Origin of the sequence: Streptosporangium sp. NPDC006013, assembly GCF_040614275.1 — a bacterium.
Classification (GTDB): Bacteria; Actinomycetota; Actinomycetes; order Streptosporangiales; family Streptosporangiaceae; genus Streptosporangium.
This window is the reverse complement of sequence record NZ_JBEXUE010000024.1, coordinates 1-24,089: the sequence shown is the minus strand read 5'-3', so window position 1 is coordinate 24,089 and position 24,089 is coordinate 1. Positions and strand designations below refer to the sequence as shown.

Sequence of the window (24,089 nt, the reverse complement as noted above, 5' to 3'; positions counted from 1 at the left end):
GCGAGGTGCCTCCCTTTCCAAAAAGTGCGTTCTTCCACGTCAACGCACACTCTTCTACGGTTACCGGGTAACTACAAGAGAGTGTGGCCGGAAGGCCCGCCGACCGGGAGAGGTCCCATGACGATCCTGAAGACCTATGGCCGCCTGTGGGCCGACGACCTCGACCGCGCTCTGCCCCTGCTGCGGGAGATGGTCGGGGCCGAACCCGACCTGCGGTTCGCCTTCGACGGCGTCGAGCTGGCCGCCATCGGCGACCTCCTCATCGTGGCCGGACCGCAGCAGGAGCGAGCGAGGTACGCCCATGCCTCGGCGACCGTCATCGTCTCCGACCTCGATGAGCAGGTCCGCGCCCTGGAGGCGCACGGCGCCGAGATCACCACCGCGATGAGCACGAGCCCCACCGGGCGGTTCCTCTACGCCCGCCACGCCGGCGGGCCGGAAGTGGAGTACGTCGAGTGGGTACCCGAGCTGGTCGAGCGGATCATCGGGAGCTGAGCCCGGACGTGCCGCGTACGACGCGCTGAGCGGTCCGAGCGGTGAGCGCCTACTGGCGCCGGGGCAGGTCCGGCTGACCGGGAAGGACGAGGCGGGCGCCACGTGGTCACGGAAGCGGAGTCGAGCTGTCGCACCTTGAGGAGGTGTTCGGCTGCTTACATGTTCCGGGTCACCGCACTGTCGTGATACCCGCCTCGCGGGGCAGGGGGCCTGCCCCGCGAGGACGAGGGCTCAGCTCAGGAACGACTCCACCGCTTGCGCGGCGCGGTCGACGCCGCCGTCAGCCCGTACGGTCGCACGGATCTCCGCCAGGCGGGCGGCCACCTCCGCTGATCCCGCGACCTCCTCGACCGTGGAGCGCAAGGTCGCCGATGTGACCTCCTCGGTGGGCAGATGCCTTCCGACACCGAGTTGTTCGAGCATGGCCGCGTTGCCGAACTGGTCCACGGCCTGGGGGATCGCCACGGTCGGCACGCCGAACCACAGCGACTCGACGCATCCGCCCATTCCCGCGTGGGTGATGAACGCCGAGGCCTCGGCCAGTACGGCCAGCTGCGGCACGGTGCGATGCACCTCGAAGCCGTCCGGGAGCGGGCCGAGATCCGCGGGATCGACGTTCGCGCCCACCGCGAGTACCACGTGCCAGTCCGAACCGGCGAAACCTTCGAGACACGCCCGGTAGATGTCGAGCTTGTCGTTGAAGGTGGTGCCGAACGAGACGAGCAGCACCCGCCTGTCATCGCCGGGCGGCGTCCAACCGGTGTCCGCCAGCCGCTGGGGAGAAAGGCACGGCCCCACGAACCGGACGTTCGACGGCACCCGGTCGGCGTTGGGTTGCATCGCGCGAGGGATCAGGGAGAGGGCGTGGTCAGGGTGTGACTGCCAGTCCCAGGCGTCCCGCTCGATGCCGTTGTCGCGGAGCCAGGCGGTGAGCGCCGTGTAGTAGCGCTCGCCCGACTCCGACGTCCGCATCGCGTCGAGGTGTTCGGCCAGATCCTGCTCGTAGCCGTCCCACGCGACGAGCGTGGGGGAAAGCTGCACGGCGGGGATGCCGTACCGTGCGGCCAGCACGGGTGCGGGCAGCCCGCCGATGTCATAGAGCAGGAGGTCGGGTCGGTCGTCGTCGTAGCGGTCGATGAGGTGCGGCAGCACCGCGATCGCCTCGTCGAGGAAGACGTGCATGGCCGAAGCCGGATCGTCCGGCCAGTCGGCCTCGCTGGTCGGGAGCAGCGAGGGGTGGGCGACGATTTCGGCGCCGGTGGGCTCCACCAGCCCGGTCAGGGCCTCACCGACCGCGTAGCTCACCCGGTATCCACGGGATACGAGTTCGGTGATGACGGCCAGCGAGGGATAGATGTGACTCGGCGCAGTGCAGCCGATCATGGCGATGTGTTCGCGCGTACGCATGATGTCCTGTCGGTTCTCGAACGAGGTGTTCCGACGGCGCGCAGGAGAAGACCCGAAGGACAGGGTCGCTCAAAAGGGGCCGCCCGATGGCGGGCAGGCCCGGCGGTCGCGCCGTGTCAGGCTGAACGCAGGCGAATGAAATAGATCACGCGCGAGAGCCTAACCTACCCGCCCACCTCGCCCAACCGAATTATTGCCGCGGCTTGTGCCTACGACGACTTCTTCCGGCAGTGACAAGGGGTCATCACACCTGTCGCGTAGATGGCCCCCCTGGCGAAGTGGGCTTGATCCGGTTTGGCGGACATCCGAGATCAGGGGTCCGTCCCCGGAAGGATGTCCATCATGGAGAGCATGGGGAAGAAGAAGCCTCGGCCTCGCCGTTCGTTCACGCCGGAGTTCAAGGCCGAGATCGTCGAGTTGTGCCGGCGGGGTGACCGGTCGGTCAGGCAGGTGGCCGCGGACTTCGATCTGACCGAGACCGCGGTGCGCGACTGGGTGCGCCAGGCCGACTTCGAAGCCGCAGCAGCCTGAACACCACACCATCGGTGTCCGTCAAAGCGGAGCAAGCTCAAGCCTGTCTCGTCCACGATCAGCACACCGGTATCGCGGACGGCCTCGGCATCCCATCGTGCGCTGCGCAGCAGGCGCTGCATGGTCTGCGGGCCGGCGAGCCTGGCCTGTTCGGCCAGGCTCCAGCAGTTCTTCCGGTCTATGTCGGACAGCAGGCCACGAACGTAGGCGGTGGCCGTACGACGAGGTTCGACCCGTCCGAAGTGGCCGGCGATCCGGCTCATCAGGTCGTTGAAGGTGGCCAGCCAGTCGTCAGGGTCTACGTTGTCGGCCACGGCCATCAGGTGATCTTCAGATATCTTCACAAGCTCCGAATGATCAAGTGGTGGCCTTCATCATGCGACCACCGGGCCAAGATCGCGAAGTGTCGGCATGGGTGTCACGCAGCCGCTGACGGGACGCGTGGGATGGCGGAGTTGGGGTCGGTGCCGACGAAGGTCAGCCTGATGACGAACCCCGCGACCTCCTCAAGCTGGCGAACGCGATCCAGCGACCCCAGCACGGCCGGGACTCCGCCGACATCACGGACCAGTTCGCCGACGACGCGCAACGCTTCCGGATCGTCACCGCACATCGCCACCGTGACAGGGGGTTCGCCAGTGGCGCGAGACCTAGTCCACTGATCGGAGGGAAACATGTGGAACGCTTTCACGACGTGCGCGCCTGGAGACAGCCTGGCGATCCGCTGAGCCATCGCCTCGCCGGGTCCGGTCAGCACCACACCTACGCCGTGCTCGACGGCGTTCGTCGGATCGATCAGCGCAATTCCCTCCAGCGAGCCGTCAGCCGCGCCCGCGCTGCACAGCATGTCCTCGGCGCCCTGCCATGACACGGCGAGCAGCACGGCATCTCGATTTACGATGGCCTGGCGCGGCGTGACGGCGCGAGCCCTCCGCCCCAGCCGGTCAGCGAGCTCCTGCGCCTTGGCCGGAGATCGCCCGGCGACGGTCAGCTCATGTCCGGCGCGGGCCCAGCCCTCGCCGAGTGCTGCCGCGAGCATTCCCGTGCCCAAAATTCCGATGCGCATCCGCGTACCCCTCTCATGCACTCGCGTCAAGCGACGATTGTCTGGTGGTCACGGTAGAGAAGTCGTTATGCACCGATCGGTGTGTGACAAACAGGCGATCATGCTTCGTCGAGAGGAGCGATCAGGACATGGGTCGAGACGAGTTCGTGGCGGATTGCCGTGTGCGTGCGGCCACCGATCTGTTCGCCCACACCTGGGATCCTGTGGTCCTGGCGGCTCTTGCCTCTGGGGCGCGCAGGCGGCGCGAACTGCGCGATGCCATCGGCGGCATCAGTGACAAGGTGTTGACAGATACGTTGCGTCGCCTGCTCGCAAACGGGCTGATCGACCGCCGCGCACATGCCGAAGCCCCGCCGCGTGTCGAGTACGCCCTGACAGGCTTGGGACAGAGCCTGGTCGACGGCCCGATGAAGGCCCTCGGACGTTGGGCGACTCAGCACGGTGACAAGCTTCTCGACGCTCAGGAGAAGTCCGCGCGGAACGTCATCGAAACGCGTACCAGCCATGATCCCAAAGTGTCACTGTAAGTACTAGGCCGCGGAACGGTTCGTGAGCGGGCGACGGCGTCGGGCGGTGTCGGCCAGCACCGGCGGGCGCCAGGCACCGTCCGGCTGGTAGGCGTTGGTCCCGGGCGGCACGATTTCGTCGATCCGGTCAAGGGTCGCGTCGTCGAGGGTGAGTGAGGCGCCCTTCAGCAGCGTCTCCAGCTGGTTCATCGTTCGCGGCCCTACGATCACCGAGGTGACGCCGGGATGTGCCACGGTGAAGGCCACAGCCAGTTCGGGCAGCGAGCAGCCGATGCCGTCCGCGACCTCCACGAGCTGTTCGACGATGTCCAGCTTGGTGGCGTTCACCGGAAGCGAGGGATCGAAGCGTGCCGGTGTCAGTGCCGCACGACCGGTGGTGAGATCGATGGGCCGGCCTTTGCGGTACTTGCCGGTCAGAAAGCCCGAGGCCAGCGGGCTCCAGGTCAGCACCCCCATTCCCAGCCGCTGGCAGACCGGCAGCACGGAGGTCTCGATGCCCCTGGCCAGCAGCGAGTACGGCGGCTGTTCGGTCCTGAAGCGCAGCAGACCGCGGCGCTCGGCGACGTGATGCGCCTCGACGATCTCCTCGGCCGGGAATGTGGAGCAGCCGAAGGCGCGGATCTTGCCCTGGCGTACGAGGTCGCTCAGCGTGCTGAGCGTCTCCTCGATGTCGGTCGTGTGGTCAGGGCGATGAATCTGGTAGAGGTCGATCCAGTCGGTGCGCAGGCGCCGGAGGCTCTCCTCGACCTCCTTGATGATCCAGCGCCGGGAGTTACCGCTGCGATTCGGGCCCTCGCCCATCTGGAAGTGCACCTTTGTGGCGAGCACGACGTCGTCACGACGGCCGCGCAACGCCTTTCCCACGATCTCCTCCGACTCGCCCGCCGAGTACATGTCCGCGGTGTCGACGAAGTTGATCCCCTGATCGAGGGCTGTGTGGATGATGCGGGCGCACTCGTCGTGGTCGGGGTTGCCGACAGCGCCGAACATCATGGTTCCGAGGCAGTGGGCACTCACTTCGATGCCGGTACCACCGAGAACGCGGTAGTGCATGGTCAAACTCCCTTAGTGGTCGCGGGCCGGGGTGATCATGCGGCGTACTCTAGGTTCTAGAGTCGGCTCTAGGGCAAGCCCCTACTGTGAAGGGCATGCCGAAAGTCGAACAGGATCTGAGCATCGGACAGGTCGCCGAACGCACCGGTTTGAGCGTGCATACGCTGCGCTTCTACGAGCGTGAAGGCGTCCTGGCCAATCCCGTAGGCCGTGGACCCGGCAGACGTCGTCTCTACAGCGAGGACGACGTGGAGTGGCTGCGGCTCTGCGTCATTCTCCGTGCCTCCGGCATGCCCCTCCCCGAGATCCGCCAGTACACCGACCTGGTCAGGCAGGGTTCCGGCACGGAGGAAGAACGGCTCGCGCTGCTGCGACGGCACCGGGAGCACGTGCTCGCCCAGATGGACAAGCTGACCCGGTGCCTGGACCTGATCACGTTCAAGGTCGGGGTGTACGAAGACCACCTCGAACAGGGCCCCGCCAAGCAGGGATGCGACGCGTCGTCACTGTCCGAGCAGCAAGAGCAGGATTAGCGCGGTGTGTCACCTCCGCGAGTTGAGGGTGGGAGTACGGACCAGGAGCACACCTCCGCTAAAGAAACGGGTCGCTTCCGTTGGGTTCGTCTGACGAGAATGGCCGCCAGAGGGAGGGGATCATGTCGATGCGGCCGGTGGGGTTCACCACGCTCTGGAGGCCGACCGGGCCGGAGGAGTTGGAGTTGGTGCGCCGGTCGGGGTGGCGCAGGTGGCCACCGCGTCTGCCGGAGCAGCCGATCTTCTATCCGGTGCTCAACGAGGCGTACGCGGTGAAGATCGCCCGAGACTGGAACGTCCCGCACTCCGGGGTCGGTTACGTCACCCGGTTCCAGGTCGACAGTGACTTCGTCGCTCGCTATCCGGTCCGGCAGGCGGGTGGCAGGGACATCCTGGAGTTGTGGGTGCCCGCCGAGGAGTTGGCGGAGTTCAACGACCACATCGTGGGTGTGATCGAGGTCGTCCACGAGTTCGGGCGGGCTGCGGCAGGATCGTGACACTCCTTCCGCTTCTCGCACCTGCTCGGTGTGGGAGTGAGAACGGCGTGCCGGTGTCGTTTCTGGACGATTCGGTTGGCGAGCGGGATTCGGTGAGTGTGGGCCGTACCGGCTGTTGAGCGAGGCGGAGCTGGTTCTGCCGATGGCTCGCGCTGACCTTTCCGAGCTCATGGCGAATGAGCTGGAACCCGCAACGGTTGGCGAGGCGATGTTCAACTTCTGGGACTGATCACGGACTCCCGAGATGGCGGAGGCATTGACGTGAGGAGCCGAGAGCATCCCGGATGTCATCTTTCACGAGGACATCGGTCAGGTTCGCGCCAGGCAACCCCTTTATGTCAGCTCTTCGACCTTGAGAGAGGAGCCGGTTCTGCTGACGGCCGGTGCGGGATCTTCTTCAGACGCCAACCTGGCATCCACTCGCTGGTTCTCTGGTGATTGTTCACCTTGAGGTACCTGGGTACCATGGAAGCGAAAGGGGGAAGCCATGACGATGCCTCACCCGACCAAGCGGCAATCACCGCTGAAAGTCGACCTGGCAACCGACGAGCTGATCTCCCAGGGAGCCCACTTCCTCGGGATGACCAAGAAAGACCTGGTCGCCGCCGCCGTCCGCGTCTACCTGGACCAGCAGCGCGAACAGATCCGCCGCGGGATGATCGAGTCGATGAAGGTCCTGGACGGCTCCCTGTCCTCCAATGTGTCCCTGCTCACCGGCCTGTCGCCCGAACGCATCAACGAACTCGGTGGCACCGGCGACTGGGAGGACTGACATCTCCATGCACCGTGTCCGCCCCACACTGCGTGTCCTCCGCAACGACCTGAAGCTGCCCGTACCATCTGGGCAGACTCCCTTGGACACGATCAGCCATCCACTGCTGGACAAGGCTTCCGAGCAGTTCGCCGATCCCGGCAGCGTGCACGAGCGCATCCGTGCTATCGATGACGTGGTGCTGTTCAAGGTGAAGGTGCAACGCTGGCGTGGAGCCGTATGGACCGATGATCCCGACGCTGAGGTCCCAACATGGATGGTCGCTGCGGGGACTCGCGAAGACGGTTCCAACGATGACTTCTATACCGCTCTGGAAAGCAGCGGAAAAGCGGCCCGTGCCCGTTACAACGCTGAGCATGACAATGCCTTGGCTACCGGCACCTACAGCGGGCATCTCCTGCCCACCCGTGACGACCATGACCGCTACCGGCTCGAAGCGGCTACCAGATTCGCCCTGCGGCTCAACTCCACCATCCGTGATCTCGCACGTGGATCCCTGCATGACGGCCACGAACATGCCGCTGACTTCTCCGGCTTCCGCCTCGGTGTCCAGGTCCGCGCCGATCACGGTAACGAAACCTATGCGGCGATCCGCATCACCGGTTCCGTCCCGGCCAACCTGGTTGCGATGATCCTGGGTAGGGTTCCCGGCTGCGAGGCAGACGGTTGGTTCCCCGAATACGCGCTGCCCGAACGCGATCTCCTGCCCGCGGAACAGGTCTGGTCCAACATCATGGATCCCAAGGCTGCCGCCGAACTCCTTGAGGAATTCTGACAGTCCCGGGTACGGCGATCCCTTGGGAAGCACGTCAGCGCCATACTCCGTCACTTTCGACGTGCGGACTTCCCGCGTGACCTGGGGCACCGGCCTTCCCTGATCGCCGCCTGCCTTCCTGACCTCGGGATCGGTGGTGATGACCGGGACTCACGCCGTCGGTCCCGGTTCCACAGCCGTTCCCAAGCTCGGTACGGAGGCGTTCCTCACCCCGAATCAAAAGAGGGTTTCCCCTCCGTGGCCCGGACACCGGTGGTGTGACATCAGGCGGTTACCGCCGAGAAGCCGATCAGCGGTACATGCCGGGTTTGTTGGCGAACACCCAGCGGTTGCTTGCCAGGGCGTCGTTCGGCTCAGGGCGTGGGCCGCGGCCGTGGTGGCGGGTGAAGTCGAAGGGGGTGTGGGTCGCGGTGGACCAGCCCAACTCCCGCAGGTGGCCGGCGGAGTCTGGACGTGGCTCCCCGTCGAACAGGGCGAGCAGGTCGACGCCGATCTGCTGCCTGGCCGCGACGTAGACGGGGCCGGCGCGGACCTCCGGAGACTCCACCCCCAGCTTGACCTCGAAGGCCAGGGTGCTTCCGTCGGCGCTCAGGCGGTCCACAGTGTCGATGAGATGCCGCTCGGCGGCCGACGGGAGATAGAGCAGCAGGCCCTCGGCCAGCCACGCGGTCGGCACGGCCGGGTCGAAGCCCGTGCTCAGCAGCGACTGGGTCCAGTCGTCGCGCAGATCGGCCGCGATCGGGTGGCGGGTGGCCGTCGGGATGGCGGCGATGCCGTCGAGCACGTGGTGTTTGAACGCAAGGACGCCGTCGCGGTCGATCTCGTAGATGACCCGCTCCGGCGGCCAGCCGAGCCGGAAGGCCCGCGTGTCGAGGCCCGCGCCGAGCAGAACGACCTGCCGGGCGCCCGCGTGGACCGAGCGGATGAGGAAGTCGTCGAGGACTCGGGTGCGCAGGCCGAAATAGCGCCCCAGCCTGCCCCACAGGGGGTTGGCGTCCCCGTCCGGCACCTCCGCCGGGCGGACCGGCCAGGCCGCGGACACCTTGGCGGCGCGTACGAAGTGCTCGGCGTAGGCGTCGCCGGCCAGGGCATCGGGCCGGTGGGTCTCGATCGCCCGCGCGGCGGCGACCATGAGGGCGGTCAGGCCGACGCCGCCTTCGACACCTGGCACGGGTTCTCCTCTCCGGCTGAGGGCGTCCACGGGTGGTTATAGCTGGTGAGGTGGGCGCCGTAGAGAACGGCCATGAAGCGCAGGATGTCCGCGTCCGGCAGGTGTCGGCTGGTGGTGCAGTCGGTCAGCACCGTGATGTGGAAGCCCTTCTGGAACGCGGTCCGGGCGGTGGAGTCCACGCAGACGTCGGTGTACAGGCCCGCGAACACGAGCCGCCCGATGCCGCGACGGACGAGATGCTGCTCGAACCCGGCGCTGAGGAAGGCGTCGAAGCACGCTTGCTTGGTGAAGACGCGCTCCTCCGGCAGGGGTGACACCCGATGGAACTCCGCACCCCACGAGCCTTCCAGGCACTTGAGCGGCTTGTTCTGTACGCGGTCCCGGCGCCGCCAGCTCGGACCCTGGTGTTCGGCGTCGCCGACGAACCGGACGAAGACCACCTCCATGCCGCGGGCCCGCGCCCGGTCGACGGCCAGCGCGGTGTTCGTCGCGACGGCCTCCAGGGTCGCAGGGGCGCCGGAGTACCGGGCGCGGGCGGTCGGCCCGACACAGAAGTCGTTCTGCAGGTCCACGACGACCAGTGCGGTGGTCATGTGAATCCAGGAAGCCCCCCGGAGCCGGTCTGCCGACGTGTGTTCAACATGGCCATCTGGTTGCACCTCCAAATCGTGATGGCTGGGGCTGGTCAATGTGGAGCCGGCGGTGCGCGATGCGGCACTTCAAGCTCCAGCCTTCAGGCCGGGGTCGTTGACGGCCGGCTGTCCGGCGGGCTCCAGCACGTCGAGCAGCGCATCCACCATGGCGGTGGTCGAGTGCCGTCCGCCCAGATCCGGGGTGCCGATGCCCTGGTGGCCGAGTGATTCGAGGCCGCGCTCCACCATCCGCACCGCCCCGGCGCAGCCCGCGTGCCGCTCGGCGATCATCGCCGCGGCGCGTACGGTCGCCACCGGGTTGACCGTGTCCGTTCCCGTCAGGTCGTCGGCGGAGCCGTGCACGGTCTGGTACTCGACCAGCCCGGCCACGTCGGGGTGCAGGTAGACGTTCTCGGTGCAGCGGTTCTCCTGGCGTTCGGCGCCGAAACGGTCCAGCAGGACCACATGCATGATGTCGGCCCACTCGTTGCCCGCGATGATCACCGTGCGGGGGCGCGGGCCGTGCTCGATCAGGTTGCGGTTCACCGTGTCCGGCTGGAACAGGCGGATCTCGACGCCGTGCCGCGCGGCGCTCTCGGCCACCCACTCGTCGAGGGCTCCGTCGAGCAGGTGGAACTTGTACGCCATGACGATCTGGTCGATTCCGCCGTCCGGCCACTGCCGCCGCGCACGCCGGACGGCGAAGGCGATGACCTTCTCGGTGATCTCCCGGCTGAACGCCATGGTGCGGATGAGTGCGCCTGGAGCGTGGCTGTTCTCCCCGGTGTAGAAGCCCTGGGCCTCGTCCCGGACCAGCAGCAGTGACGCCTCCGGGGTGGCGATGGCGTCGACCTTCACCGCCTGCAGGCGCTGGCGGACCAGGTAGAGCGACTGGGCGTTGATCGCCGTGCGGAAGATGGCCGGGACGCCGAGAGCGGCCCGCGTGCGGCAGAACTCCGCGTAGTGGTCGGCGTCCTCCCCGGTGAGTTCGCGGATCCGCTCGATTCCGGCGCCGGCCTTCAATGAGGAATAGGAGTGGTAAACCCGTTTCGACCGGGTGACATTGATTTCGACCGAATACGCATCGGCGACTCTGGTCAGCACCCGCTCGAAGACCGTCGCGAGTTCGGGGCCCGTTCCCCGGCCGACGGCAAGTCCGATGACTGGTTCCACGTGTGTTCCTCTGTCGAAGGCCGGATATGTCAGGCTGCCGTGATTTCGATCAGATCGGCCCACCGACCAGATGATCGCCCGGAATTCCGGTCTTCTCCGGGCGGTAGTAGTCCTTGATGCCGGCGGCCCAGACCGAGACCATGATCTGGTCGGCGTCCGATGGCCCGAACGCGTCGAAGAGCGCGTCGATGTTCGCGCGCTCGAAGCCGATGGCCGTCATGAGCGCCATGAAGACACGCCGCTCGATGAGTCCGTCGCCGTCCGGGTCGCCCAGTGCGGCCAGTGCCTCGGCGAAGTCGGTGATCGCCGCGTCGAAGCGTTCCGGGGAGAGGACGCAGGCGGTGTACTCCTCGAAGCTGATGCGGTTGTCGTCGTTGGCGTCCAGTTCCGCGGCGAGAGTCATCCAATAACGGTGGAAAGCGGCGAGCATGGCGGCTTTGGCCGCATCGTCGGAATCGGGGGCCGCCGCGATGACGCGGGTCGCCATGAGTTCGAAGTCCTCGGCTTCGAGGTAGCCGGTGCCGTCCGCGTCGAGCAGGGTGAAAATGAGCTGTACTCGATCGATGGCTGCTTTCTGCATATTCCATTACCTCTCTTTGGTCGCCACTCGAAATGAGGGATGAAATCGTGGCCCCGACTGTACACGACCATGCCGGACAATGACCCGGATGTTTGCGACGTGATTGGCGACCAAAGAGGCAAAATGCGACCAATAGAATAATTGCCATTAAACACCAAATAGCCTAATTATTCAGGCTGTTTGCGTCACTGCTCTGGTCGGTCGTTCACCAGATAGACGGTGTGAAATGCGGTAAGCGCTGGGTTTGGTGATGGCGCTCAGCTGTCCGGGGCCGGGTCGATCGAGGCTGTGGCGGGCGGTCCGCATGTCGGCGGCGAGTTTGCTCCGGGCGTCCGGGGAGGGGTCGACGATCGGCGGCAGCGGTCCGCGGAACCCGCGATGACGTTCGAGGCCGACCTCGCGCGGTCGCGGCATGGGTGCAGGAAGAGCCACTGCTCGGCGACGAGCGCGGGAGAGGTTGGACGGGCGTGCCGACGAGAGCTACGCTACTGGTCGTCCATGATGCAGAACACACACATCTGCCGGTTAATTGTATCACGAGGAGTGCTGTTGTCAAGCGAAGCGCTGCGTGCGGAGCAGAAGTACGTGTCGATGCTGTACGGCCGGCTCGACGAGCTCCGCGAACACGTCACCGGACGGCTGACCCAGGTGCTCGCGACATCCAGTGGCAATGCCCAGGCACGTGTCGAGAAGGACACCGCGCACGCCGCCTACGTCGAACGCCTCGCCCGGCTCAACGCGGCCGAGCAGGGCCTGTGCTTCGGACGGCTCGACATGCTCGACGGCGAGTGCCGCCACATCGGCAGGATGGGCATGTTCGACGACGCCGAGGACGAGGCTGAGGACATGGCCCCGCTGCTCATCGACTGGCGGGCACCGGCCGCCCGCCCGTTCTACCTCGCCACCGCGGTCACGTCGGAGGGCGTCCGGCTGCGCCGGCACATCAAGGACCGCGACCGCACGGTGATCGAGATCCATGACGAGTTGCTCGACCTCGAATCCGCGGCAGGGGCCAGGCACGAAGGGCTGGCGGGCGAGGCTACCCTGTTGGCCGCCCTGAACGCCGGTCGGACCGGCCGGATGTCCGACATCGTCCAGACGATCCAGGCCGAGCAGGATCGCATCATCCGGTCCGAGCACACCGGAGTGCTCGTTGTGCAGGGGGGACCCGGGACGGGAAAGACCGCGGTGGCGCTGCACCGTGCGGCCTACCTGCTTTACACCCGCCGGCGGCAGCTGGCGCGGCGGGTGGTGCTGGTGATCGGACCGAACGCCACGTTCCTGCGCTACATCGGGAACGTGCTTCCCGCGCTGGGCGAGACGAGTGTGCTCCTGTCGACCATCGGCGGGCTGTATCCCGGGGTGACCGCGGAACGACAGGAGACGCCCGAGACCGCCGAGGTGAAGGGCCGGCTGGCGATGGCCGAGGTGATCGCCGCCACCGTACGCGACCGCGAGTGGGTACCGGAGGACCACCTGGAGGTGGAGTACGAGAGACAGACGCTGCGCCTGGATCGGCGGACCTGCGAGCGGGCGCGCGACCTGGCGCGGGGCTCGCTGTCCCCGCACAACCCGGCCAGACCGCTCGTGGTCCGGGAGATCAGCGGAGCCCTCGCCGAGCAGTACGCCGAACGCGTCGGCACCGATCCGTTCGACGGTGAGCGTCTGCTGGACGACGACCAGGTGGAGAGCATCCGCCGGGAGATGCTCACCGACGAGGCGGTCATGGCCGCACTCGATGAGCTCTGGCCCGACCTGACGCCACAGCGGCTGCTCACTGATCTGTTCTGCTCCGCAGATCGCATCGCCTCCGCGGCACCGGGGTTCACCCCCGAGGATCGGGCGCTGCTGCTGCGGGAGCCCGGCGGTGGCTGGTCGCCCGCCGATGTGCCGCTGCTGGACGAGGCGGCCGAACTGCTCGGTGAGGACACCTGGGCGGAGCGGCTCCGGCAGGAGTATGAACGGCGTGAGCGGGTCTCCTACGCCCAGGGGGTGCTGGACGTCGCGATGGGTTCGCGGGCCACAGACCTGGAGGACGACCAGGAGGCCGAGATACTCACGGTCAACGACCTGGTCGATGCGGACACGCTCGCCGAGCGGCACCGGGAGGCGGACCACCGCACCTCGGCCGAGCGTGCGGCCGCCGACCGGACCTGGGCATTCGGCCACGTGATCGTCGACGAGGCGCAGGAGCTGTCGGAGATGGCCTGGCGGCTGCTGATGCGGAGATGCCCGGCCAGGTCGATGACCGTCGTCGGCGACACGGCGCAGAGCGGGGACCTAGCAGGCACCCTGTCGTGGGGACGGGTGCTCGACCCCTATGTCAAGGGGCGCTGGCGGCTTGAGAACCTCACCCGGAACTACCGGGTGCCGGCTGAGATCATGGCCGTCGCCACCGAGGTGCTGGCGGAGATCGACGCCGGCCTTGAGGCGCCCGTCTCGGTACGGGAGAGCGGTGTCGAGCCCTGGGGGCTCCGCGTGCCGCCGGAGGAACTCACCGACCGGCTGATCGAGGTCGTCGCGACCGAGGCCGCCGGGCTGACCGATCGGCGGCTGGCGGTCATCACACCGGACTCGCTGCTGGAACCGCTCGGCCTCGCGATCGCGGCGGGGGTGCCGGAAGCGTCCGTCGGTGAGGCTCCCGGTGCGCCCAGCCCCGTCGTCGCGCTGAACGTCAGGCAGGCCAAGGGCCTGGAGTTCGACGAGGTGCTGGTGGTCGAGCCGGGCCTGATCGTCGCCGAGTCGCCACGCGGGCTCAACGACCTGTACGTCGCCCTGACCCGTGCCACCCAGCGGCTGGGTGTGCTGCACAGCACGGGGTTCTCGCCGTCGCCGGCCGTGCCGCGTGCGCTGGAGGCGTGGCTGTTGGCGGAGGACTGAGACGGCCCTGGTCGCAGCAGGTCCGCGGAGGGTGCCGGTCGATAAGAGAAGGCCCCGGGTAAGACGGCGGTCGACCAAGATCCGATGTTCCGGCCGGGAGCCTCGCCGCCGTCTCACCGCAGCCCTGCCACGGCGAACCGGTACGGATCTTCCACGCGATGCCGTTCAGTACCCGGCGATCGTTACTCCCGTCAGGGCGGCTCGACCGCCCTGACGGGAGTAACTCTCATCGGTCAGTTCATGACGGCGAATCACCCGGACATGATCTCGTACGACCTGGATCCTTTTGACGGCGCACCTTAGCGGCCCTGCAGCGCCTTGACGTTGTCACCGAAGGTCCAGCCCTTCGAGCCGTCCCAGTTGATGGACCAGGTCATCAGCCCCTTGAGGTTGCCGCTGAAGCTGTTCCAGCTCTGGGAGACCAGTGAGGGCGACATGTATCCGCCGCCGGCGCCAGGCTGGGCGGGTAGGCCGGGGACCTGCTTGTCGTAGGGGACTCTGATCGTGGTGCCCTGGATGACCAGCCCGTTGTTCAGGCAGGTGGTCTGGGCGACGAAGCCTTGCACCGTGCCGGCGGAGTAGGAGTCGCCGGCGCAGCCGTACATGCTGCCGTTGTAGTACTGCATGTTCAGCCACCACAGGCGGCCGTTGTCCGCGTACTTCTTGATGATCGGCAGGTAGGCGCCCCAGATCGAGCCGTAGGTCACGCTGCCGCCGGTGACGTAGGCCGTCTCGGGTGCCATGCTCAGGCCGAAGTTGGACGGCATCTGGGCGAGCACGCCGTCGATGATGCGGATGAGGTTGGCCTGGGAGGCGGAGAGCTGGTTGATGTTGCCGCTGCCGGTGAGGCCGGTCTCGATGTCGATGTCGATGCCGTCGAAGTTGTACTTCTTCAGGATCGGCACGACGGTGGCGACGAAACGGTCGGCGACGACGCTGGAGTTGAGATCGATGCCGGCGGTCGCACCGCCGATGGACATCAGTATCGTCGCGCCTGCCGCCTTGGCCTGGCACATCTCGGCGGGGGTGGCGACCTTGACGGTGGCGTCCATGCCGTCTTCCCACAGCACGGTGCCGTCGGAGCGGATGACCGGGAACGCCGCGTTGATCACGTTGTAGCCGTGCTGGCGAATGCGGGGGTCGGTGATCGGCGTCCAGCCGAAGGGCGGGTGCACGCCGTTGACCGCGCCGTCCCAGTTCTCCCAGTAACCTTGCAGGACCTTCCCCACGGGCTTCGACTTCACCGGGCACGTCGTGTCACCCGTCGGCGTCGGGGTGGGAGAGGCCGTGGGCGTGGGGCTGACCGTCGGCGTGGGGCTGACCGTGGGCGAGGTCGTGGGAGTGGGCGTGGGCGTGGCTCCGGGACCGTCGAAGCTGACGTCGTCGGCATAGTACGTGCCCTGGCCGTACCAGCCGTGCAGGTAGACCACGGCGGTGGTCTGGTTGGCCGCGGTGGTGAAGGGGACCGTGAGCTGGCTGTACGCCGAGGGCGAGGAGGTCCAGGTGGAGCCGCCGCCGTTCACGCCGAGGTACACGTAGCCGCCACGGACCCAGGCGGTCAGCGTGTAGGCGGTGTTCGGCTGGACTGACACGGACTGGCTGCACCGGGCGTTATCGGAGGAGTCGGCGGCGCCGGCGAGCGCCTTCGTGCCGGAGCGGACGGGGGAGGCGACCACGGATCCCAGGCCGCCGGTGCAGGACCAGGGTGACAGGGCGCCGGTTTCGAAGCCCGGGTTCGCGAGCAGGTTGGCCGCGCGGGCCGAGGTCTGGATGACCAGGACCCCCAGGGCCGCGAGCAGTAATGAGACGACCAGCACGAGCGGGCGCGGTATTCGCGTCATGTGGATAACCCTTCTCCAGCCCGGAGACCGGGCTTTGGCGGGCGCGGCGCAGGACTGGCGGCCGCGATGATGGGGGGTGCGCGGTCTCTCATTATTGTAAAGAAACTTACCAATTGTCTACGGTGGCTCAGGTGCGGGCGCCTCGGCACACTGGCCACAGCCCTGGACGGCCGAAGCCGACTCCTCGACGTCGGCTGCGGGCCGGGCGCCGTGACGCTCGCTATGGCGCGGTTCTTCACCGAGGCGGTCGGGCGCTGACCCCGATGAAGACATGCTCGCCGAGGCCGAGCGGCAGGCCAGGCGTCGCGGGGTGACCAACGCACGGCGGGTAGCGGCCCGCGCAGAGGAACTGCCGGCCGGCTTGGGGGAGTTCCGGGTTGCGGTGAATGCCATGTAACCGGTATGACCGGTTACATGGCATTGAGTTGGAAACTGGTCATTGACAGTACGAACGCACCCGCGCTCGCGGACTTCTGGGCCGCGGCACTGGGCTACGAAGTGGAAGATCCCAGCGTGCTCATCGAGCAGCTGCTGGCCGCCGGCCATATCGGCGAGGAAGCGGTCACCGAGCATCACGGCCGTAAGGTCTTCCGTGGCTACGCCGCGATCCGCCACCCCGAGGACCCGTTCGACAAGACCAGCGGCGTCGGCCGCGGGCGACGTCTGCTCTTCCAGGACGTACCCGAGAGTAAATCCGGCAAGAACCGTCTGCACATTGACGTACACAGCGAGCCCGGTGGTCTTGACGCGCTGGCGGCACGGCTGGAGGGCCTGGGCGCCACCCGCGTCCGCGAAGTGAACAAGGGGCCCGCCGGACACTGGTGGATCATGCTGGACCCGGAAGGCAACGAGTTCTGCGCCGCATAGGCCCTTTCACGCGGTCCGGGATTTCCGCCCGAACTCCGGTCGCGATGTGGCCGCGGCTCAGGAGCTGGCAGACTTCGACCTTGACTTCCTCCCCATGCCTGGAGGCGGGGGCCGCCACGCTCAAGGAGATTCGATGACCGCAAAGACGATCACCGCCGCGGCAGCGGGCGTCTTCGAGCTCGGCGACCTGCCGGTCAACCGGATCGGGTTCGGCGCGATGCGCCTGACGCAGCACGGCACGGTGTTCGGGAACAGCGCCCCGAGCGACCGTGACCGGGCGATCACCGTGCTGCGCCGCGCGGTCGAGCTCGGGGTGAACCACATCGACACCGCGGCCTTCTACTTCTCGGCACTGCGCTCGGCGAACGAGCTGATCAACCGCGCGCTGGCGCCGTACCCCGATGATCTGGTCATCGTCACCAAGGTCGGGCCGGGCCGGGATCCGTCGGGTGAGTGGCTGTGGGCCAGGCCGGAGCAACTGCGTGGCCAGGTCGAGGAGAACCTGCGCCAGCTCGGCCGGAACCACCTCGACGTGGTGAACCTGCGCATCCCGCGGAGCCTGGCGACCGGCTCGATCGCCGAGCACTTCGGTGCGCTGGCCGACCTGCGCGACGCCGGGCTGATCCGGCATCTGGGCATCTCCAACGTCACGCCCGCACACCTCGCCGAGGCCCAGGCCATCGCGCCGGTGGTCTGCGTGCAGAACGCCTACGGCATCGGCGCACGGCCCGAGGACCACGAGTTCCTGCGTATCTGCGGGGAACAGGGGGTGGCGTTCGTACCGTTCTTCGCGATCGCCGGTGCCGGGCGCGAGGCGGGTGCGGGGGTCACCGACAGCGAGGAGGTGTTCGCCGTCGCACGCGCGCACGGCGTGACGGCCGCGCAGGTCCGGCTGGCCTGGACGTTGCAGCGCGGACCACATGTGCTGGCCATCCCCGGCACCGGCGACCCCGATCACCTGACCGACAACGTGGCCGCCGGCGCCCTGCGACTCTCAGAGGACGAAATGACCCGCCTCGACTCTCTTTAGAGGAGTAGGGCATCGAGTGCGAGCGTCACGACTTCGGCCACTACGCTTTGCCGATGTCGGCGGAAAGAGAATTCATGAGCTCCGATACGCGGTTGTACGATCTGCTTCTCTCGCACGTCGAGCAATACGACGACGAGACCAGCCCGTTCGAGCAGTTCGCCGTCCTCTGGTGCGAAGGCCGGGATCCGCGGTCGATCGCCGCCCTGCTCGGTGCCGACCTTGGCTCCGCCCGCATGTGCACCCTCGCCGGGGTCTGCGACGACCTGGACATCCAGTACGGTGACGGCGTGATCCTGGCCGGGCAGGCCGGTGCATGGGCTCTGATTCTCCAGGTCGCGGGTTGTGACGTCGTGCTCGACGAAACCCTCATGCGACTCTCCGAGGACGGCCGCCGGGCCCTGAGCGTGAGCTGGGACATCGGCGGTAACGAGGAGATCGGCTACGCGGTGAACGGCGCTGTGGCGGTGAGGCTCTCCTTCATCCTCCCCGAACACCGCACCGGGACGGACATCACCGCGCTGGATCCCTTCATGAATGGGCTGAGGTTCGATCTGGAAGAGAACGGCGGGTCGATCGAGGAGAGCATCTCGTCGGCGTTCGTCCTGGCGGGCCGGGTGACCGGTGAGGAGATCCACGCGGCCTGGCTGGACTCCCCGCACGAGCGCTTCGTGATCCCGCGCGTTGACAGCTGCTCGTAGCGATCGAACCGGCCTGGCAAGGTACGGCCGTTCGCCCCAGAAGGCCGGTGCCCACCTTCCCACGCAACCGTGGGCACCGGCCTTCCTCGACCACCGCCCGCCTTCCTGACCCCGGGGCCGGTGGCGATGACCAGGACTCACGCCGCCGGTCCCGGCTTCAGCGTGATCTGGCGTGGAGCCCCGGGCGTTCACGCCCGGGAGGAAACGACAGCGCGGGAGGGTCGCCAGGGCCCGAGCGGTGCGGTGACCGGTAGGCCGTCGAGCGGCTCAGTCCGGGCGTCTCTGGTCTTCGATGTACTCCTTGATGATCGATAGGGGTGCGCCGCCGCAGGAGGCGGCGAAGTACGACGGCGACCAGAAGTGCCCGCCCCACAGATACCTACGGATATGTGCCGGGTACTCCTTGCGCAGTAGCCGGGCGGACACGCCCTTGAGGCTGTTCACCAGCGTCGAGAGGGCGACTTTGGGTGGGTGGTGCACGAGCAGGTGCACGTGATCTTCCTCGCCGTTGAACTCGACCAGCTTCGCCCCGAAACTGTCGCACACCTCGATCATGATGTCTTCGCAGCGACGCAGAATCTCGTCGGTGAACACACCTCGCCGATACCTCGGGATGAAGACCAAATGCGCATGAAGCGTGTAAACAACGCTTCGGCCCCTTCTTATATCGGGGTTCGGTTCCCATCTCGGTGACATGGACCTAAGGCTAAAGTGTTCGAGGTGAAGCTGGTGGTGCAGGTGAGACTCCTGCCGACGCCTGAGCAGGCGGCGGCGCTGGAGGCGACCCTGCGCGCGGTCAACGACGCGGCCACCTGGGTGGCGGTGCTCGCCCACGACCAGCGGGTATTTCGCAATTACGATCTGCGCAGGCACGCCTACGGGCAGATCAAGGACGACTACGGGCTGGCGGCTCAGGCCGCGCAGCATGTCGTCAAGAAGGTCACCGACGCCTACGCCACGCTGCACGCCAATGTCCGCAACGGCAATGTGGGCAGGTCCGGCTCCGCGCGGCGCGAGCGGGCCTTGGCCAAGCCGATCGTCTTTCGCCCCGGCGCGGCCCAGTCGTTCGACGACCGCTGTCTGTCCTGGCAGATGGACGCGTGCACAGTGAGCATCTGGACCACGCGCGGGCGAATGAAAAACGTGGCGTTCACCGCCTCGGCCGATCAGCTCCAGACGTTGGCCGCCTACCGCAAGGGCGAATCAGACCTTCTGTACCGCGACGGCAGGTGGTTCCTCATCGCCACCTGCGACCTGCCGGACGTGCCGGTGCGCACCCCGAACGGATTCACCGGGGTGGACCTGGGGATCGCCAACCTCGCGACCACCAGCGGCGGGGTTCGCCACAGCGGCAAAGGTCTGAACGCGGTCCGCCACCGCCACCGCGAGCTGCGCCGCCGCCTGCAGGCCAAGCAGACCAAGTCCGCCAAACGGCTGTTGAAGCGGCGCCGCCGGGCCGAGGCCCGGTTCGCCGCGAACACCAACCACACCATCGCCAAGCAGATCGTGACCGAGGCGACACGCACCGGGCAAGGCATCGCCCTGGAAGATCTCCAGGGCATCCGCGACCGGGTACGGCTCCGCAAGCCCCAGCGGGTCACGTTGCATTCGTGGAGTTTTCACCAGCTCGGCCGGTTCATCGCCTACAAGGCGGCCCGTGCCGGTGTCGCCGTGGTGTACGTGGACCCGGCCTACACCTCGCAAGGCTGCTCGGCCTGCGGGCATGTGGACAAGAAGAACCGGCCCGACCAGGAAACCTTCCGCTGTACGTCGTGCGGCTTCGCTGAGCACGCCGACGTCAACGCAGCTCGTAACATCGCCGCACGCGGTGTCACGAGCTGGGCAGTGAGTCACGCTGCCTGACGCGGACCAGACCGTCGAAACCACCGACGGCGAGGAGCTGCAAGCTCAGTCCTTCAGGGCTGAGAAGCTGACGTATGGAGATCCAGACCGGTGTGGGCCGCGAGGAAGGTGAGCATGTCGGCGGCCAGGGCGACCGCGCGGCCGGTTGCGCGGGAGCCGTGGCCGACGTCCCCCTCGTGGCGGAGCAGGATCGGCCGTGAGCCCGAGGTCGCCCACTGCAGGGCCGCGCACATCTTGCGCGCGTGCAGGGGATCGACGCGGGAGTCGCCGCCGAAGGTGGTCAGCAGCGTCGCCGGGTAGTCGACGCCCTCGGTGACGCGGTGGTAGGGGGAGTAGCCCAGCAGCCGGCCCAGCTGCTCGGGGTCGTCGGCCGAGCCGTACTCCGAACGCCAGGCCGGGCCGAGCCCCGAGCGTTCGTAGCGGACCATGTCGAGCAGCGGTGCCGAGCAGACCGCGGCGGCGAACAGGTCGGGGCGCTGGGTCAGCGCGGCGCCGACCAGTAGCCCGCCGTTGGACTCGCCGCAGGCGCCCAGCTGTGCGGGAGTGGTCCAGCCGCCGGAGACGAGCGCCTCGGCCGCCGCCGCGAAGTCGTCGAAGACGTTCTGCTTGCGCTCCAGCATGCCGTCGCGGTGCCAGGCGGCGCCCTCCTCGCCGCCGCCGCGCAGCTGGGCGAGGGCGAACACCCCGCCGGCCTCGACCCAGGGCAGGATGTAGCCGGAGTACGAGGGGGTGAGCGAGAGCCCGAAGCCGCCGTAGCCGTACAGGATCGTGGGCCGGGGGCCCGAGCCGGGCCGTGCCAGCACGACCATCCGCACCGGGGTGCCGTCCGCCGAGGCGAAGACCACCTGCCGGGCCTCCAGCTCCGGCACCTGTACCGCGCCGGGCGCGGCGCTCCACAGCGAGGTCTGCCCGGTACGGGTGTCGTAGTGGTGCACGCTCGGCGGAGTGACGCTGTCGGTGTAGGTGAACCAGACCTCGTGGCCGCCCTCGGGACGGGTGGACATCGCGCCGGCCGAGCCGAGCCCCGGCAGCGGCACCAGGCCGCGCCGCTCCCCGGTCGCCAGGTCGTGGACGCTGATCTCGCCGACCGCGTGCCGGGTCCAGCCGACGAGCAGCGTCTGTCCGGCGATCGCGAACTCGCCGATCACCGCCTGCGGGTCCTCGCCGACCAGCTCGATCCAGTGCTCGGTGCCAGGCCGCGCGGGGTCGGCCACGCAGAGCCGTCCCCGTGGCGCGTCCAGGGTGGTGAGCAGGTACAGGCGCCCGTCGCGGCCGACCGCGGACATCGTCACCGCGCCCGCCGCCCGCTGGACGACCCGCAGGTCAGGGCGCTCGGGGGAGGAGGTGGACAGGTCGGCCAGCCAGAGGTCGTTGCCGTCGTCCGCCGCCGCCGAGACGGTCAGCCAGCGCCCGTTGTAGCTGATCCCCAGCCCGTAGGAGCGGTCCTCGCCCATGATCACGGCATCGTCCTCGGCCGGGGTGCCGAGCCGGTGCAGGCGGACCTGGCGGGCGCGGACGTAGAAGAACGCCTTACCGTCGGGCAGCCACGCCACCGGCGCGTACCGGCAGCGGTCGATCGGGCCGTCGACCACCCGCCGGGTGGCGACGTCCATCACCCGCAGCTCCGAGCGCTCGTCGCCGTGCGTGGAGAGCTGGTAGGCCATCAGCCGGCCGTCCGAGTCGGGCTGCCAGTGGTCGAGCGTGGTCAGCCCGCTCGGGTCCAGCTCCACCGGGTCGATCAGCGCCTCCTCGACCCCGTCGGGACCGGTGCGATAGAGGACCGCGTGCTCCTGGTCGGCCGTACGGCGCAGCAGGAACCGGCTCCCACCGCGCCACATCGGCACGCCGACCATCCCGGCGCCGGTCAGCGCGGCCACCCGCGCGTGCCACAGGTCGCGCCCCGGCAGCGCGGCGGCGTGGCCGCGCCACAGCTCCTCCTGGGCGGACATCCAGCCCCGCGTCTCCGGGCTGTCCGCGTCTTCCAGCCAGCGGTACGGGTCGGGCACCATGTGGCCGTGCAGGTGGTCGACGACCGGTTGCCGCTCGGCGGGAGGATAGATCATCGAATCTCCTTCGGCGTGGACACCCAGGGCTCTGGCTTCGGGGAGAGTCAAGGCACCAGCTCCTGTCTGCTCGACGGATTCCACTGTCCGGCCAGGTCGGCGTAGAGCGGGGAGGCGGCGAGCATCTCCTCGTGCGTGCCCAGCCGGACGCTGGTGCCGTCCATCACGAGGATCCGCCGCGCCCGCAGGGCGGAGGTCAGCCGGTGGGCGATGACGAGGAGCGTGCCGTCCCGGCGGGCGAACGCCTCCTCCGCGCGGGCCTCGGCCGCCGGGTCCAGATGGCAGGTCGCCTCGTCGAGGATCACCAGCCGGGCCGGGGCCAGGTAGGCGCGGGCCAGGGCGACCAGCTGCTGCTCGGCGGGTGAGAGCAGACCGGAGTCGATCCCGGCGGAGTAGCCGCCCAGCCGCGCCACCAGGTTCGTCAGGCCGACCGCGGCCACGGCCTCGTCCACCGCCTCCTTCGGGGCGTCGGACAGGTAGGTCAGGTTCTCCAGCAGGGAGCCGCGGAAGACGTACGCCTGCTGGGGGATGAGCACCCGGTCGGCGGGGTCGAGGCGGTCGGCGGGCACGCCGCCCACCATGACCTGGCCGGAGCCCGGCAGCAGCACGCCGGTCAGCAGCGCGGCGAGGGTGGACTTGCCGATGCCGCTCGGCCCGACCACGGCGATGTGGTCCCCCTCGGGGACCGACAGGTCGAGGCGGTCGATCACCGGTTCGGCATGCGGGCCGTAGGCGAACGTCACGCCGCGTAGCTCGGCACCTCCGCTCTCGGCCGCGAGCCGTCCGCGTGCCCGTACGGGCGGGTCGCCGTCGCGCAGCAGCCGGTCGAGTGCCACCCGGAGCCGGACGCCGTTGATCCCCAGCCCCTCCACGAGGTTGCCGAGCGCGGGCGCCAGCGACTGGGTGACGTAGGCCAGCGCGCCCAGGATCACCCCGGCGCCCGCGCCCTCGCGGAGCAGCCAGGGGGTCCCGGCCAGCACCAGCAGTACCGGCAGCCAGCCGCCCACCGCCAGCGACGCGGTGCGTAGCGCGGTCACCCGCGCCAGCGACCTGGCCGCGCGGGCCTGCTCGGTCACCCGGAGGCCGACGTCACCCGCGACCCGCTCCTCGGCCCGGCAGGCGGCGATGTCGCGCAGCCCGCCCACCATGCCGGCCAGCGCCCCGGCGGTACGCTCGTCGGCCAGGATGAAGTCCCGCTGCCGCCTGGCCAGGGCACGCAGCGACAGTGAGAAGAGGACGAGGCCCGCGCAGAACGGCGGCAGCACCAGCGCGAGCACCCCGGGGACGAGGGTCGCCAGCCCGAGTACCACGCTCACCACGGTGAACGCGAACGACCTGACCACGGTGATGACCGAGGCGAAGGCGTCGCGGGCCAGCTCGACCTGGAGGTTGGCGCGGGCCACCGCTCCCGCCCCCGGCCCCTGCCCGGAGGCGGCCGAGTGGCGCAGTGCGTCGTCGACGACATGCGCGAGCAGCTCCTCGCGGAACGGCTCCACGATCGCGGCGACGGCCAGTACCACCTGACGCGCGCCGACGGCGGCCAGCAGCCAGGCACCGCCGAGCAGGGCCAGCCAGGCGAACCCGGCCGCGGGGCGTCCCGCGCCGAAGCCGTCGTCGATCGCCCGCGCGACGGCC

Annotated in this window: 23 protein-coding genes and 1 pseudogene; 12 read left to right on the top strand and 12 right to left on the bottom strand. The window is 68.4% G+C overall.

Annotation, left to right across the window (positions count from 1 at the left end; genetic code table 11):
• Positions 1-117 precede the first annotated feature (117 nt).
• Positions 118-495, top strand: coding sequence for a glyoxalase/bleomycin resistance/dioxygenase family protein (locus ABZ260_RS06340; RefSeq protein WP_030907873.1), 378 nt, complete (start codon positions 118-120; stop codon positions 493-495).
• A gap of 231 nt (positions 496-726) precedes the next feature.
• Here the strand turns inward: ABZ260_RS06340 and ABZ260_RS06335 are convergent, their stop codons facing one another.
• A complete protein-coding gene (locus ABZ260_RS06335) occupies positions 727-1,902 on the bottom strand; it encodes a macrolide family glycosyltransferase (RefSeq protein WP_355556738.1) in 1,176 nt (391 codons plus the stop codon).
• A gap of 333 nt (positions 1,903-2,235) precedes the next feature.
• Here ABZ260_RS06335 and ABZ260_RS06330 point away from each other — a divergent pair, with 333 nt between their 5' ends.
• Complete coding sequence (locus tag ABZ260_RS06330; RefSeq protein WP_355613620.1) at positions 2,236-2,433, top strand: transposase; 198 nt, start codon at positions 2,236-2,238, stop codon at positions 2,431-2,433.
• Positions 2,434-2,504: 71 nt separating this feature from the next.
• Here ABZ260_RS06330 and ABZ260_RS06325 read toward each other — a convergent pair.
• Positions 2,505-2,696: pseudogene (locus ABZ260_RS06325) on the bottom strand (transposase); the annotation flags it as partial.
• Between the two features lie 155 nt (positions 2,697-2,851).
• Entirely contained in the window at positions 2,852-3,520 is a 669-nt protein-coding gene (locus ABZ260_RS06320) for an NAD(P)-binding domain-containing protein (RefSeq protein ID WP_355613618.1), read from the bottom strand.
• A 107-nt stretch (positions 3,521-3,627) separates the two neighbouring features.
• On the opposite strand from ABZ260_RS06320, the gene ABZ260_RS06315 reads away from it, so the two are divergent.
• A complete protein-coding gene (locus tag ABZ260_RS06315) occupies positions 3,628-4,026 on the top strand; it encodes a helix-turn-helix domain-containing protein (protein ID WP_355613582.1) in 399 nt (132 codons plus the stop codon).
• 3 nt (positions 4,027-4,029) lie between these two features.
• Here ABZ260_RS06315 and ABZ260_RS06310 read toward each other — a convergent pair whose 3' ends face one another.
• On the bottom strand, positions 4,030-5,079 hold the full coding sequence (locus ABZ260_RS06310) for an aldo/keto reductase (RefSeq protein WP_355613580.1): 1,050 nt from the start codon (positions 5,077-5,079) through the stop codon (positions 4,030-4,032).
• Between the two features lie 95 nt (positions 5,080-5,174).
• Between ABZ260_RS06310 and ABZ260_RS06305 the strand changes: the two genes are divergently transcribed.
• The 4 genes from ABZ260_RS06305 (at position 5,175) to ABZ260_RS06290 (ending at position 7,656) form a co-directional block, all read left to right on the top strand.
• Complete coding sequence (locus tag ABZ260_RS06305; protein WP_355613578.1) at positions 5,175-5,612, top strand: MerR family transcriptional regulator; 438 nt, start codon at positions 5,175-5,177, stop codon at positions 5,610-5,612.
• Positions 5,613-5,734: 122 nt separating this feature from the next.
• Positions 5,735-6,109 carry an ADP-ribosylation/crystallin J1 gene (locus tag ABZ260_RS06300; protein ID WP_350916715.1) on the top strand — a complete coding sequence of 125 codons (375 nt, stop codon included), beginning with the start codon at positions 5,735-5,737 and terminating at the stop codon, positions 6,107-6,109.
• Between the two features lie 487 nt (positions 6,110-6,596).
• Positions 6,597-6,881 (top strand): hypothetical protein, encoded by a 285-nt coding sequence (locus ABZ260_RS06295; RefSeq protein WP_355613576.1) that lies wholly within the window; start codon positions 6,597-6,599, stop codon positions 6,879-6,881.
• An 82-nt stretch (positions 6,882-6,963) separates the two neighbouring features.
• Positions 6,964-7,656, top strand: a complete 693-nt coding sequence (locus ABZ260_RS06290) for a hypothetical protein (RefSeq protein ID WP_355613574.1) — start codon at positions 6,964-6,966, stop codon at positions 7,654-7,656.
• Positions 7,657-7,945: 289 nt separating this feature from the next.
• On the opposite strand, the gene ABZ260_RS06285 is transcribed toward ABZ260_RS06290, so the two are convergent.
• The 4 genes from ABZ260_RS06285 to ABZ260_RS06270 form a co-directional block, all read right to left on the bottom strand.
• Positions 7,946-8,827, bottom strand: a complete 882-nt coding sequence (locus ABZ260_RS06285) for a class I SAM-dependent methyltransferase (RefSeq protein WP_355613572.1) — start codon at positions 8,825-8,827, stop codon at positions 7,946-7,948.
• Positions 8,797-9,420, bottom strand: coding sequence for an isochorismatase family cysteine hydrolase (locus tag ABZ260_RS06280; protein WP_355613570.1), 624 nt, complete (start codon positions 9,418-9,420; stop codon positions 8,797-8,799). Before ABZ260_RS06280 ends, ABZ260_RS06285 begins: the two co-directional genes overlap by 31 nt.
• A gap of 126 nt (positions 9,421-9,546) precedes the next feature.
• Positions 9,547-10,632, bottom strand: a complete 1,086-nt coding sequence (locus ABZ260_RS06275; protein ID WP_355613568.1) for an isocitrate/isopropylmalate family dehydrogenase — start codon at positions 10,630-10,632, stop codon at positions 9,547-9,549.
• A 49-nt stretch (positions 10,633-10,681) separates the two neighbouring features.
• Positions 10,682-11,212 (bottom strand): EF-hand domain-containing protein, encoded by a 531-nt coding sequence (locus ABZ260_RS06270; RefSeq protein WP_355613566.1) that lies wholly within the window; start codon positions 11,210-11,212, stop codon positions 10,682-10,684.
• 543 nt (positions 11,213-11,755) lie between these two features.
• Here ABZ260_RS06270 and ABZ260_RS06265 point away from each other — a divergent pair.
• On the top strand, positions 11,756-14,092 hold the full coding sequence (locus tag ABZ260_RS06265) for an AAA family ATPase (protein ID WP_355613564.1): 2,337 nt from the start codon (positions 11,756-11,758) through the stop codon (positions 14,090-14,092).
• A gap of 299 nt (positions 14,093-14,391) precedes the next feature.
• Here ABZ260_RS06265 and ABZ260_RS06260 read toward each other — a convergent pair whose 3' ends face one another.
• Positions 14,392-15,933 (bottom strand): glycosyl hydrolase family 18 protein, encoded by a 1,542-nt coding sequence (locus ABZ260_RS06260; RefSeq protein WP_355613562.1) that lies wholly within the window; start codon positions 15,931-15,933, stop codon positions 14,392-14,394.
• Positions 15,934-16,347: 414 nt separating this feature from the next.
• On the opposite strand from ABZ260_RS06260, the gene ABZ260_RS06255 reads away from it, so the two are divergent.
• The 3 genes from ABZ260_RS06255 (at position 16,348) to ABZ260_RS06245 (ending at position 18,528) form a co-directional block, all read left to right on the top strand.
• Positions 16,348-16,800, top strand: coding sequence for a VOC family protein (locus tag ABZ260_RS06255; RefSeq protein WP_030907952.1), 453 nt, complete (start codon positions 16,348-16,350; stop codon positions 16,798-16,800).
• Between the two features lie 133 nt (positions 16,801-16,933).
• Positions 16,934-17,830 carry an oxidoreductase gene (locus tag ABZ260_RS06250; RefSeq protein WP_355613560.1) on the top strand — a complete coding sequence of 299 codons (897 nt, stop codon included), beginning with the start codon at positions 16,934-16,936 and terminating at the stop codon, positions 17,828-17,830.
• Positions 17,831-17,904: 74 nt separating this feature from the next.
• The gene (locus tag ABZ260_RS06245) at positions 17,905-18,528 is read left to right on the top strand and encodes a DUF6461 domain-containing protein (protein WP_355613558.1); all 624 of its coding nucleotides are present in this window, start codon (positions 17,905-17,907) and stop codon (positions 18,526-18,528) included.
• A gap of 267 nt (positions 18,529-18,795) precedes the next feature.
• On the opposite strand, the gene tnpA is transcribed toward ABZ260_RS06245, so the two are convergent.
• Positions 18,796-19,224 (bottom strand): IS200/IS605 family transposase, encoded by a 429-nt coding sequence (gene tnpA, locus ABZ260_RS06240; RefSeq protein WP_355613556.1) that lies wholly within the window; start codon positions 19,222-19,224, stop codon positions 18,796-18,798.
• A gap of 24 nt (positions 19,225-19,248) precedes the next feature.
• Here tnpA and ABZ260_RS06235 point away from each other — a divergent pair, with 24 nt between their 5' ends.
• Positions 19,249-20,391 (top strand): transposase, encoded by a 1,143-nt coding sequence (locus tag ABZ260_RS06235; protein WP_355613554.1) that lies wholly within the window; start codon positions 19,249-19,251, stop codon positions 20,389-20,391.
• Positions 20,392-20,444: 53 nt separating this feature from the next.
• On the opposite strand, the gene ABZ260_RS06230 is transcribed toward ABZ260_RS06235, so the two are convergent.
• Positions 20,445-22,454: a prolyl oligopeptidase family serine peptidase gene (locus ABZ260_RS06230; protein WP_355613551.1), complete on the bottom strand. Its 2,010-nt coding sequence runs from the start codon at positions 22,452-22,454 to the stop codon at positions 20,445-20,447.
• A 47-nt stretch (positions 22,455-22,501) separates the two neighbouring features.
• Positions 22,502-24,089 (bottom strand): ABC transporter ATP-binding protein (locus ABZ260_RS06225; RefSeq protein ID WP_355613546.1); only part of this gene is annotated, 1,588 nt, incomplete at its 5' end.

Excerpts from the sequence above, each read along its gene's own strand:
- ABZ260_RS06340 (WP_030907873.1), top strand. The coding sequence starts at position 118 with ATGACGATCCTGAAGACCTATGGCCGCCTGTGGGCCGACGACCTCGAC.
- ABZ260_RS06335 (WP_355556738.1), bottom strand. The coding sequence starts at position 1,902 with ATGCGTACGCGCGAACACATCGCCATGATCGGCTGCACTGCGCCGAGT.
- ABZ260_RS06330 (WP_355613620.1), top strand. The coding sequence starts at position 2,236 with ATGTCCATCATGGAGAGCATGGGGAAGAAGAAGCCTCGGCCTCGCCGT.
- ABZ260_RS06315 (WP_355613582.1), top strand. The coding sequence starts at position 3,628 with ATGGGTCGAGACGAGTTCGTGGCGGATTGCCGTGTGCGTGCGGCCACC.
- ABZ260_RS06310 (WP_355613580.1), bottom strand. The coding sequence starts at position 5,079 with ATGCACTACCGCGTTCTCGGTGGTACCGGCATCGAAGTGAGTGCCCAC.
- ABZ260_RS06305 (WP_355613578.1), top strand. The coding sequence starts at position 5,175 with ATGCCGAAAGTCGAACAGGATCTGAGCATCGGACAGGTCGCCGAACGC.
- ABZ260_RS06300 (WP_350916715.1), top strand. The coding sequence starts at position 5,735 with ATGTCGATGCGGCCGGTGGGGTTCACCACGCTCTGGAGGCCGACCGGG.
- ABZ260_RS06295 (WP_355613576.1), top strand. The coding sequence starts at position 6,597 with ATGACGATGCCTCACCCGACCAAGCGGCAATCACCGCTGAAAGTCGAC.
- ABZ260_RS06280 (WP_355613570.1), bottom strand. The coding sequence starts at position 9,420 with ATGACCACCGCACTGGTCGTCGTGGACCTGCAGAACGACTTCTGTGTC.
- ABZ260_RS06270 (WP_355613566.1), bottom strand. The coding sequence starts at position 11,212 with ATGCAGAAAGCAGCCATCGATCGAGTACAGCTCATTTTCACCCTGCTC.
- ABZ260_RS06260 (WP_355613562.1), bottom strand. The coding sequence starts at position 15,933 with ATGACGCGAATACCGCGCCCGCTCGTGCTGGTCGTCTCATTACTGCTC.
- ABZ260_RS06255 (WP_030907952.1), top strand. The coding sequence starts at position 16,348 with ATGGCATTGAGTTGGAAACTGGTCATTGACAGTACGAACGCACCCGCG.
- ABZ260_RS06250 (WP_355613560.1), top strand. The coding sequence starts at position 16,934 with ATGACCGCAAAGACGATCACCGCCGCGGCAGCGGGCGTCTTCGAGCTC.
- ABZ260_RS06245 (WP_355613558.1), top strand. The coding sequence starts at position 17,905 with ATGAGCTCCGATACGCGGTTGTACGATCTGCTTCTCTCGCACGTCGAG.
- tnpA (WP_355613556.1), bottom strand. The coding sequence starts at position 19,224 with ATGTCACCGAGATGGGAACCGAACCCCGATATAAGAAGGGGCCGAAGC.
- ABZ260_RS06230 (WP_355613551.1), bottom strand. The coding sequence starts at position 22,454 with ATGATCTATCCTCCCGCCGAGCGGCAACCGGTCGTCGACCACCTGCAC.